This is a genomic window from Methanospirillum hungatei, assembly GCF_020216685.1.
GTDB lineage: Archaea > Halobacteriota > Methanomicrobia > Methanomicrobiales > Methanospirillaceae > Methanospirillum > Methanospirillum hungatei_B.
This window is the reverse complement of the sequence record NZ_JAIWNS010000215.1, coordinates 1-8165: the sequence shown is the minus strand read 5'-3', so window position 1 is coordinate 8165 and position 8165 is coordinate 1. Positions and strand designations below refer to the sequence as shown.

Annotated in this window: 12 protein-coding genes; 2 read left to right on the top strand and 10 right to left on the bottom strand. The window is 41.7% G+C overall.

Annotation, left to right across the window (positions count from 1 at the left end; genetic code table 11):
* Positions 1–172 precede the first annotated feature (172 nt).
* Positions 173–487 carry a helix-turn-helix domain-containing protein gene (locus tag LDL35_RS13055; RefSeq protein WP_304023158.1) on the top strand — a complete coding sequence of 105 codons (315 nt, stop codon included), beginning with the start codon at positions 173–175 and terminating at the stop codon, positions 485–487.
* A 73-nt stretch (positions 488–560) separates the two neighbouring features.
* Here the strand turns inward: LDL35_RS13055 and LDL35_RS13050 are convergent, their stop codons facing one another.
* The 4 genes from LDL35_RS13050 to LDL35_RS13035 form a co-directional block, all read right to left on the bottom strand.
* Positions 561–782 carry a hypothetical protein gene (locus LDL35_RS13050; protein ID WP_304023155.1) on the bottom strand — a complete coding sequence of 74 codons (222 nt, stop codon included), beginning with the start codon at positions 780–782 and terminating at the stop codon, positions 561–563.
* Positions 783–835: 53 nt separating this feature from the next.
* Positions 836–1162, bottom strand: coding sequence for a hypothetical protein (locus LDL35_RS13045; protein ID WP_304023154.1), 327 nt, complete (start codon positions 1160–1162; stop codon positions 836–838).
* 89 nt (positions 1163–1251) lie between these two features.
* Positions 1252–1539: a hypothetical protein gene (locus tag LDL35_RS13040; RefSeq protein WP_304023151.1), complete on the bottom strand. Its 288-nt coding sequence runs from the start codon at positions 1537–1539 to the stop codon at positions 1252–1254.
* A gap of 480 nt (positions 1540–2019) precedes the next feature.
* The gene (locus tag LDL35_RS13035; RefSeq protein ID WP_304023148.1) at positions 2020–2547 is read right to left on the bottom strand and encodes a TMEM175 family protein; all 528 of its coding nucleotides are present in this window, start codon (positions 2545–2547) and stop codon (positions 2020–2022) included.
* A gap of 182 nt (positions 2548–2729) precedes the next feature.
* Between LDL35_RS13035 and LDL35_RS13030 the strand changes: the two genes are divergently transcribed.
* Positions 2730–2942 (top strand): hypothetical protein, encoded by a 213-nt coding sequence (locus LDL35_RS13030; RefSeq protein ID WP_304023146.1) that lies wholly within the window; start codon positions 2730–2732, stop codon positions 2940–2942.
* Here the strand turns inward: LDL35_RS13030 and LDL35_RS13025 are convergent, their stop codons facing one another.
* From LDL35_RS13025 to LDL35_RS13000, 6 genes are all read right to left on the bottom strand, one after another.
* Positions 2943–3656, bottom strand: a complete 714-nt coding sequence (locus LDL35_RS13025) for an ABC transporter ATP-binding protein (protein ID WP_304023143.1) — start codon at positions 3654–3656, stop codon at positions 2943–2945. It abuts the gene before it with no gap.
* A 2-nt stretch (positions 3657–3658) separates the two neighbouring features.
* Entirely contained in the window at positions 3659–4864 is a 1206-nt protein-coding gene (locus LDL35_RS13020) for an ABC transporter permease (RefSeq protein ID WP_304023141.1), read from the bottom strand.
* A complete protein-coding gene (locus LDL35_RS13015; protein WP_304023140.1) occupies positions 4864–6147 on the bottom strand; it encodes an S-layer protein in 1284 nt (427 codons plus the stop codon). The genes LDL35_RS13020 and LDL35_RS13015 overlap by 1 nt, the downstream gene beginning before the upstream one ends.
* A gap of 68 nt (positions 6148–6215) precedes the next feature.
* Complete coding sequence (locus tag LDL35_RS13010) at positions 6216–6974, bottom strand: toast rack family protein (RefSeq protein ID WP_304023137.1); 759 nt, start codon at positions 6972–6974, stop codon at positions 6216–6218.
* A complete protein-coding gene (locus LDL35_RS13005; protein ID WP_304023135.1) occupies positions 6971–7552 on the bottom strand; it encodes a DUF1700 domain-containing protein in 582 nt (193 codons plus the stop codon). The genes LDL35_RS13010 and LDL35_RS13005 overlap by 4 nt, the downstream gene beginning before the upstream one ends.
* Complete coding sequence (locus LDL35_RS13000; protein ID WP_304023133.1) at positions 7539–7865, bottom strand: PadR family transcriptional regulator; 327 nt, start codon at positions 7863–7865, stop codon at positions 7539–7541. The genes LDL35_RS13005 and LDL35_RS13000 overlap by 14 nt, the downstream gene beginning before the upstream one ends.
* Positions 7866–8165: the final 300 nt, after the last annotated feature.

Here is an 8165-nt window from a genome sequence, read left to right as displayed (position 1 = left end):
AAATATATTGAAAATTTTAAAGAATTACATATTTTATAATCTGCTTTATTCAAAATTATCTTAACCATTCTCCCTATGTATGCATGAAGATATCAGAATCATGCAATAGTATAATATAAAAATATATATTCAAATAGATATCATACAAATACCAGAAAAAAGATCTGAAATAATGACTTCAAAAAGTATCAATCAAAATTTCAATTCTGATTCAGAATCAGATAGTGGCCCATATATTGTACAATTATCTCCAGAACGTAAAGTGAGAAATTGCTTTGAATTAAAAAAAGGGAAATTTTTCCGAACTGATACTGTTGCTGATATTCTTGACATTGAACCCGAAGTGATTCGGGATCTTATAAGAAAAAATGAACTTTCAGCAATTAAAATAGGAAAATCGTATAGAATCGCTGAGTCAGATCTTCAGGAATTTTTAAATGAACGATATACCATGAAAACAAGACGCAAAAATGAACACGAAAAATAGTTCGGAAGAAGGTACCCGATATTGGGTTCAGATACCTCTCTTCCCATTCAAAATCTAAAAAATGTTTCATATTTCATAAATATCCATCCATATACCCGGCTACCGTCGTAAAAATTCTCTTTCTGCTATCAGGATTTTTAACCATAGCATTGTTATCATTACGATACCCTTCTCCAGGAACATTAATATTACCAAATCTGACAATAATATCCTCATACACTTTCGGAACCTCGTCACTTTCCAATTCTATCAGTGTTGCCAGAAGACCCAGCCAGCAAATTTTTTTAGATGGCATACATCTGATAGCTTGCCTGAAATCAAATACTGCTTCTTCGAATTTACCAAGGCCTATATATACCCCCCACGATTATTCCAGGCTGCCCATATATTAGGGATTAAATTAACCGCCTTATTTCCAATCTCCAGGGCTTCTTCTTCTTTTTCCAGACAGGATAGTGGCCGACATAAGGCAGAGTATGCAAAACCTGATACAGAATTCAGATTAACTGCCGTTCGCAATATCCTCTCCGCCTCTTCGAACCGTTCCAGATTATTCAGGATAAGTCTTTTTTCTGTGAGGAGTGCCACATTATCTGGATCATCAAGCAGCAATTCCGTATAGATGTCCAAAGCCTCTTTAAAATGGTCAGGGTTCTCTTCAAGATCTCCTAGCATGTGAAAAGCATCGGCTATGTATCGACGAATAATTGGATCTTTCTCATTGTGATTTATTATCCATCTACATACCTCAATGGCCTGTTTATTTATCCCAAATCCTTATGCCGGGTAGCTCGTTCGTGAACCAGTTCAATCTGTTTCATCATACAATTTCCACCAATCTTTATGAGATCTGAAATTTCGGTCTCCAGGCAAAGAAATTCAAACCCTTCTTTCAATAATTTTGATATCTCATCATCACTGCTCATATTATCCGGAATAAAAGAGACCTGTTGCAGACCTTCATTATATAATCCGGATTTTTCAAGATCCAATATCCGAGTAATTTGATATTCTCTCCAGTTTTGCATCTCCCTGACGATCTGATCATCCATATTTTCCCACCATATAATAGTAGTCGATGTTGAGAAGTAAATACATTCGCTTAAATAAAACTATATGCAGGTATAAAAGAATATATAGTGGGTATACAATTGAATTAATTACGAAAATTCGAATGAAAAATCTCAAGTAACTTGTATTGTTTCGATTTTTAATAGTTAAAACATGAGTTAATAGCGATATATTTTAGACTAATATTAAGATATATTTATTCGTCCAGGTTAGAGAATAATTTGAAACATATTTTTGGTTGATTAAGACACACATCCTCTATCTTGTAGCAACAGATCATAAAACAAATACTCTCACTACGGCTCCGGATTCCAACATTTTACAGCAAACTCTCATATTTCTGTTGTCATTTAAAAAAATTAGGCATTCTCTTTTACACCAGGCGGATTTCGGAAAAAAACACCTAATACAACAAACGGAACATAATATAAAATCTCTATATTTTCAAGATCTGTATAAACTTAGAGAATACCGATAAACGCAACAACCGGGGGAACCAGACATTTCATGAAGAGAAAATGTGCATCCTCATCAGTCAGTGATGGTTCACGAAGATGAGGGGAAGAACTGGCATAATGCCAGAGATAGAGTAGGATAATACCTAGAATAAAATAATTTATCTGAAAGAAATAATCTGCAAAAGTATACTTCTCCAGGCCCAGATTACTAAAAGCTGAAGAGAAAGGGATGACAACAATTGCCATCAGGGCAAGCATATGCACATGGAGAAAATGGTAATCATATGTCTTCATCCGATGAAACATCTGAAAGAAAAGCATCCAGAACATCGCAAGAATAACAAATACTCCAAAAAAGTCTAACATTGATGATATCGTATTTGAAAAAAACTGATCTACGGTAATTGTAGAAGCTTTTGCATACTGATCCGGAGTTACAATATCCCTGGCAAGCAAAGTCATTGTAAATGCAAATATCCCATTGGTGATCCGTTCGAGATTTACTTTCGCTATTGGTTCTGTAATCGTCATCGTTCTCCTGAAGAATAATAGCAAAGGGATATATATATTGGTATCAGTCTCGGACGGTTTGATTTCCTTGTTATGTAATGTTTAGCCCTATGATATTAGATAACAAAAATTCTGATTCAGGTAAATCACAATATACTAATACCAGATGGTTCAATTATCACCTTATGTTCGGAATGGAAAATATGGCCAAGCAGTTTCTTTCCTCACCTGAAGGCCAGAAGATGATCATGGATTTTATCTCATCACCTGAAGGAATAAACACCATCAAGAAGATGGTTGGAACCCCGGAAGGAAAAAAAGCCGTAGGATCCCTTATTAAAACAGCTCTTCCGGCATTGGGAGTCGGAAATGAGGAGATGGGAATAATCACAGGAATTATTGACAAATTCCTGTAATCACTTATACTTACACGCTTTTTCTAAAAGCTCTTCCGGTGGCGGGCCATCAGATACGATTTGCCCGTCACGAAGGATGATAACCCGATCGAAATATTCCATATGCCAGTCCTCATGGGAGACCATTACAATCGTCTGGGCCATCTCTTTGTTAATCTGCTTAAAGAGATCAAGCACATTTCTTGAGCTCTCTGAATCCAGATTTGCACATGGTTCATCTGCAAAGAGGATCTCCGGTTTATTCACCATGGCCCGTGCAATGGCAACCCGTTGCTGCTGTCCTCCTGAAAGTTCATTATGCTTATGAGTCAGCCGATCTGAAAGACCAATCCGGTCAAGAATCTGAAAGGTCTGTGCCTGGTACTCTTCTTTCGAAGTTCCCCGGATCATCGAGGTCAGGTATACATTCTCTTCGACTGTCAGTTCAGGCACGAGGGCATAATCCTGAAATACATAACCCAGTCTCTTCAGCCTGAACCGGGTTCTCTGCCGCTCATTCAAGGTCCTGACATCAATACCGCCAAGAACAATCTTTCCTTCGGTAGGCTTGTCAAGAAGACCGAGCAGGTGAAGTAAGGTGGATTTTCCAGACCCGCTTGCACCCATGATACCGACAAATTCACCCTTCTGTATGGTAAGGGATACTCCCCGGAGTGCATGGACAGTCACTTTACCCATGTCATACACTCTGGTCAGGTTTTCTGCAATAATCATTGTCAGCTCCTCATTGCGGTCAGAATATCTTCTGATGCAACCCGCCAGGCAGGAATATAGCCGGCAATAAATGACGCGATATACAGCATAATCGTATTATTGATGAGATCAGATGTGGCAACCACAGGTGTCACCTCACCATCAGGGAACTGAAATGGATACACCGTCAATATTGCAACCATGGACTCCACAAGTGTTGTTCCGACAATGATCCCAAGCGTTGTCAGAATCAGAACCTGGAAGACATAATTATGGATGATGATACTCTTCTCAACTCCGAGCGCTTTTAAGACTCCAATCTGCCTTCTGCTGTTCAAAGTCTTTATCATGATGACGATGAATAGCACCACGATGGCAATAATCAACGAAACGACAATGGTAATGGAGTTGAGCATGGCAAAGTTCTGAACCGCACGCCCCATCGCCTCTTCAAGAATATCCTGCCAGGTCTGGACTTTCTCTCTGATCCCGAACCGGTATATCTGTGTTTTCACCTCTGGTTCATATGAGTCCGGGTCGGTTTTGATGATGATATCGGTTGCATAATCAACCTTCCTCCCAAAAACCGATTCCAGCTCATCCCAGGTGATATAGGCTCCCTGATCTGCATAATATGAACCAGTCTCGATGATACCCTTGACATGATACACCTTGCGTACCCCATTGGTATATTCAACAGTGACCGGGTCACCTGCCTTCAGATATCCAAGCGTGGGTCCCATATCAAGACTCTCATCCTTATGCCCGGAGGTCTGTATACCGATGATTATCTCGTCATTCTCTCCATCTGCCAGATAATCCCCATCCGCCATCTTCCGGTACACGTCAGTGACGAGCCGTTCATCATCCGGTTTTATCGCAACAACCGTCGAACCCAGACTGTTCCCTTTGTACCGGAGTGTCACCCCGGTCCCATAATGGGCTGATGCCCTGAGAACTCCGGGAATTCTGTTGATCTTCTCCAATAATGAAAAGACATCCTCAATATAGAGTTCATCCTCATGAGGAGAGATGAGAATATTCCCGGTCTGATAAGTGATGATCTGGTCTTCAGCGACCTTGATAAACCCAAGGATAATGGAAGGCATGAAGATCATATTGGTAAAGACCATGGCGATGATCAGCACCGTCAGATACAGGCTCCCCCTGCTCCCCCTGAGAATTCCCCGGAGTGCTAAAAAAAATGAAACCCTGAGGTCAAGAAGCATCAGTCATCCTCGTTTTTACGCCTCATGTACAAGAATCCCCCTGCCCCGGCAACGATAATAAGCAGGATCAGGATAATCATCCCTGATGAATCGCTGCCGTCTGCAATGGTAAGGATGAGATCCTTATCGAGGGTGTGTTTGCCCCAGTCGTCAGTATAGGTAATTGTTGTGTGATAGGTATACTCTCCTGCTTCAGTTCCTTCAAGAACAAAGGTGGCAGGAGCATCATTTCCGGATTTGATACGTCCGATAAATGCCTCTTTTGCTCCCTGGATAGGAAGATCAATCGTTGCACTGACAGATTTCGCCTCACCGGTTCCCGTATTCTGAACCCTGATGATGAGATCAAATGGTTCCCCAGGTTTTACTCTGGATGGCGTTGTCTCTACCGAAGTGATACTGATCTCCGATTCTCCTCTGACATCAAGACCAATTGAACCGGTATCCTCAATAACGGTCCCATCAAGCAGGGCATAGGTCATTCGCACCGGAACTTCGATGATTCCTGTCGGGGTGTTCTTGTCAATAAGAAGGGAGAGATTCTTTTCTTTTGACATGCCTGATACAAGTCGATCAATCATGAAAGAGCTGATTCCCGCCGGGATTGCCATGGGAGGACTGCCATTTACAAAGACCCGGATATTATCTGCCTGCGTTGAACCTTCATTTGAAATTCTGATGGTGCCCTCAACTTTGGTTCCCGGTTTCACCGGTATCGGAAAGGTGTTTTCAAGTGTAAGAGAAGGGGTTCTCAAAACTGATAACTGGGTGTTAACATTAACCGGAACCGGATATTTCAGGCTTTGACCATCACGGACCCGTATCCAGACTTCCGGGAAATACATCCCGCTTCGTTGTGGTGCACGGATGAGAAAGGTTACGGGAACCGGCTGATCAGGGCCGATATTCCCTTCAAACTTTGAGTCCCCTCCCAGTATGTCAAAATCCTTGGATTTCAGGATGACACTATCAATATATGGCGTTATACTGGATGTTGTCTGACTAACATCCTGTCCATATGATACCGAACTGGTAGTTGTTCCTGTTGCAACGCTCTTTAGAGTGACCGTCAGGGTTCCTTCTTCTCCTGGAAGAAGTACTGCCGGTGAGACTTTGTAATCAGCAACAATTACTGATACCTGAGGTGCGGCAGATACCAAAGGGAGAATGCAGACAAGAGCGAGAAGTATTAATGTTCCTGTTATCGCATATCTGCATACTGTTGTTCTTGTAAGGTTTTTGCTCGTCTTCATAATGATCTTTGTATGATGTATACTATTCATTCATCTATCTATTCCATAGTTTCTGTCCGGTATAAGGAGAAACTATCATCCTAATATCAGATCTTCATTCATTCTACCGTCCGTAAGGTTACATCTCCAATTCCCTGCGAGATTGACACATGAATATTGGGTGCATCCGGGCTATGTGTTTCATGATAATATCCATTCGCATCTCCGGTAAACCCGGCCAGGAATACATTTCCGATCGCCCTGTCAAGAGCCACAGATACCCGGGATCTTTCCGGAAACAGGACGGTTATATCCCCAGCCCCGTTCTCAATCCTGATGGGAAGGGAATCTCCCTTCCATTCATGAATATCCAAATAGAGTGAACCTGCACCCAATTCTAGAGCCAGTTCTGAAATCTGTGCATTCCCAGGTTGCATGTGAATATCACCGCTCCCGACAGAGAGAAGGAGACTTAATGGAGTCTTGTTATGCACACTGACATTCCAGTTCTCCTCTCCGCCAATGATTTCATGGAAGATATCACTTGGCCGGTCAATCGCGATATTCATCGTCTTATTGGTAATCGTATGAGTAAGACGGGGGAGATAGTGCTTTGTCTCAACATGCACATCTCCGGTAAGGAGATCTTCCATTGTTTCTCCGGTAATTCGTATGTTCCCGGCATCTATAGCCATATTTATCCTGGCTCTCTCGATCTCCTGTGCGGGGATACTGAATTCAAAATTGCCTTCATGGGCAGGATTTGGAGCATCGGGTTCCAGGACTAAAAGGACACCACCGATTCCAAAACTTAAAATCATGATGAGAAAGAGCCATCCGAAGACTTTCCGCAGGTTTGGAAGATGGAATGGTATCATAAGCTCTCACTTCCGTGAATAATGGCAATATTCCATTTCAGATACCTGATCCCGATACGATATAATATCCTGGCAAGCCAGAATTCTCCGATGATAATCAATAATCCAAGGCATGTAATCCCAATGCCGAGAAAGATTGCTGCAGGGGCGGAGAAAAAGATCACACCAGAAACAATCCCAACCATTTCTAATACTGCACCACCGGTGAGAATCGGCCCTGCACAGCAGAGAGAAAACCCGATTACCAGTAATACGGCAAGAATGGTGATGATACAGATGAACGGAATTAATACAACGATGAGATTGAAGATGCCAAGACCAATTGTTGCAAGGATTGCTCTCCCAATACCACCAGCTGATGGAGAGTGTTCCGCTCGTTTTACGAGAGATATGGCGGTATACTCCCTGCCGATAGTTTTCGGATCTCCCAGTGACTCAGCAATTTCTTCTTCAGTTCTCCCGTCCAAAACACCCATTTTAAAATGCTCGACATAATCGGCGAGGATGTCCTTCCGTTCAGGCTCCGGAATTCCTGATAACGCCTGACCTAATTTCTTCAGATATTCATCCTTCTGCATTGGTCATTTCTCCTATGAGATCGCTTACCGCTGCTGAAAAATCTCTCCACTCACTGATTAATTCATCACGGGCCATAATGCCCTGCTTTGTTAGTGAGTAGTATTTTCGTGCAGGCCCTTCATCTGATTCCTGGAGATATGTGGTAACATATCCTTCAGTTAAGAGACGACGAAGGAGCGGGTAGATACTTCCCTCCGATATCTCAAACCGCTCTGAAATTTCATGAACCAGTTCATATCCGTACCGGTCACGAAATCCGAGTAATGCCATGACACACATATCCAGTACACCTTTCTTGAATTGCGCGTTCATTCCCTCCCCCTGTCAGGTTTTGAATGATTTGTGTCGATATTCACAGTTTTCCTCTCTTAATGAACAGGTTCCTTTTGTTTTTAAGTATCTTGCATTACAAGATAGTGAATAATACTTGTACATAGTCCTATTAAATGGTTTCCTGATTGATATGATGATAATTCCACTATTTTCATAGAAATCGTGTAAGATATCCTTATAAGGGGTCTGTTCTAACCTTCTGTTGATACATCATGGATTACAAAAATGCCCTCATGGATGCATTACAATTTACTCATGATACAGTATGGGGAAATTGGA

Bases quoted from the DNA above. Each gene is read 5' to 3' on its own strand.
- LDL35_RS13020 (WP_304023141.1), bottom strand. From the start codon at position 4,864: ATGCTTCTTGACCTCAGGGTTTCATTTTTTTTAGCACTCCGGGGAATT.
- LDL35_RS13050 (WP_304023155.1), bottom strand. From the start codon at position 782: ATGCCATCTAAAAAAATTTGCTGGCTGGGTCTTCTGGCAACACTGATA.
- LDL35_RS13040 (WP_304023151.1), bottom strand. From the start codon at position 1,539: ATGGATGATCAGATCGTCAGGGAGATGCAAAACTGGAGAGAATATCAA.
- LDL35_RS13030 (WP_304023146.1), top strand. From the start codon at position 2,730: ATGGCCAAGCAGTTTCTTTCCTCACCTGAAGGCCAGAAGATGATCATG.
- LDL35_RS13025 (WP_304023143.1), bottom strand. From the start codon at position 3,656: ATGATTATTGCAGAAAACCTGACCAGAGTGTATGACATGGGTAAAGTG.
- LDL35_RS13010 (WP_304023137.1), bottom strand. From the start codon at position 6,974: ATGATACCATTCCATCTTCCAAACCTGCGGAAAGTCTTCGGATGGCTC.
- LDL35_RS13045 (WP_304023154.1), bottom strand. From the start codon at position 1,162: ATGCTAGGAGATCTTGAAGAGAACCCTGACCATTTTAAAGAGGCTTTG.
- LDL35_RS13000 (WP_304023133.1), bottom strand. From the start codon at position 7,865: ATGAACGCGCAATTCAAGAAAGGTGTACTGGATATGTGTGTCATGGCA.
- LDL35_RS13015 (WP_304023140.1), bottom strand. From the start codon at position 6,147: ATGAATAGTATACATCATACAAAGATCATTATGAAGACGAGCAAAAAC.
- LDL35_RS13005 (WP_304023135.1), bottom strand. From the start codon at position 7,552: ATGCAGAAGGATGAATATCTGAAGAAATTAGGTCAGGCGTTATCAGGA.
- LDL35_RS13055 (WP_304023158.1), top strand. From the start codon at position 173: ATGACTTCAAAAAGTATCAATCAAAATTTCAATTCTGATTCAGAATCA.
- LDL35_RS13035 (WP_304023148.1), bottom strand. From the start codon at position 2,547: ATGACGATTACAGAACCAATAGCGAAAGTAAATCTCGAACGGATCACC.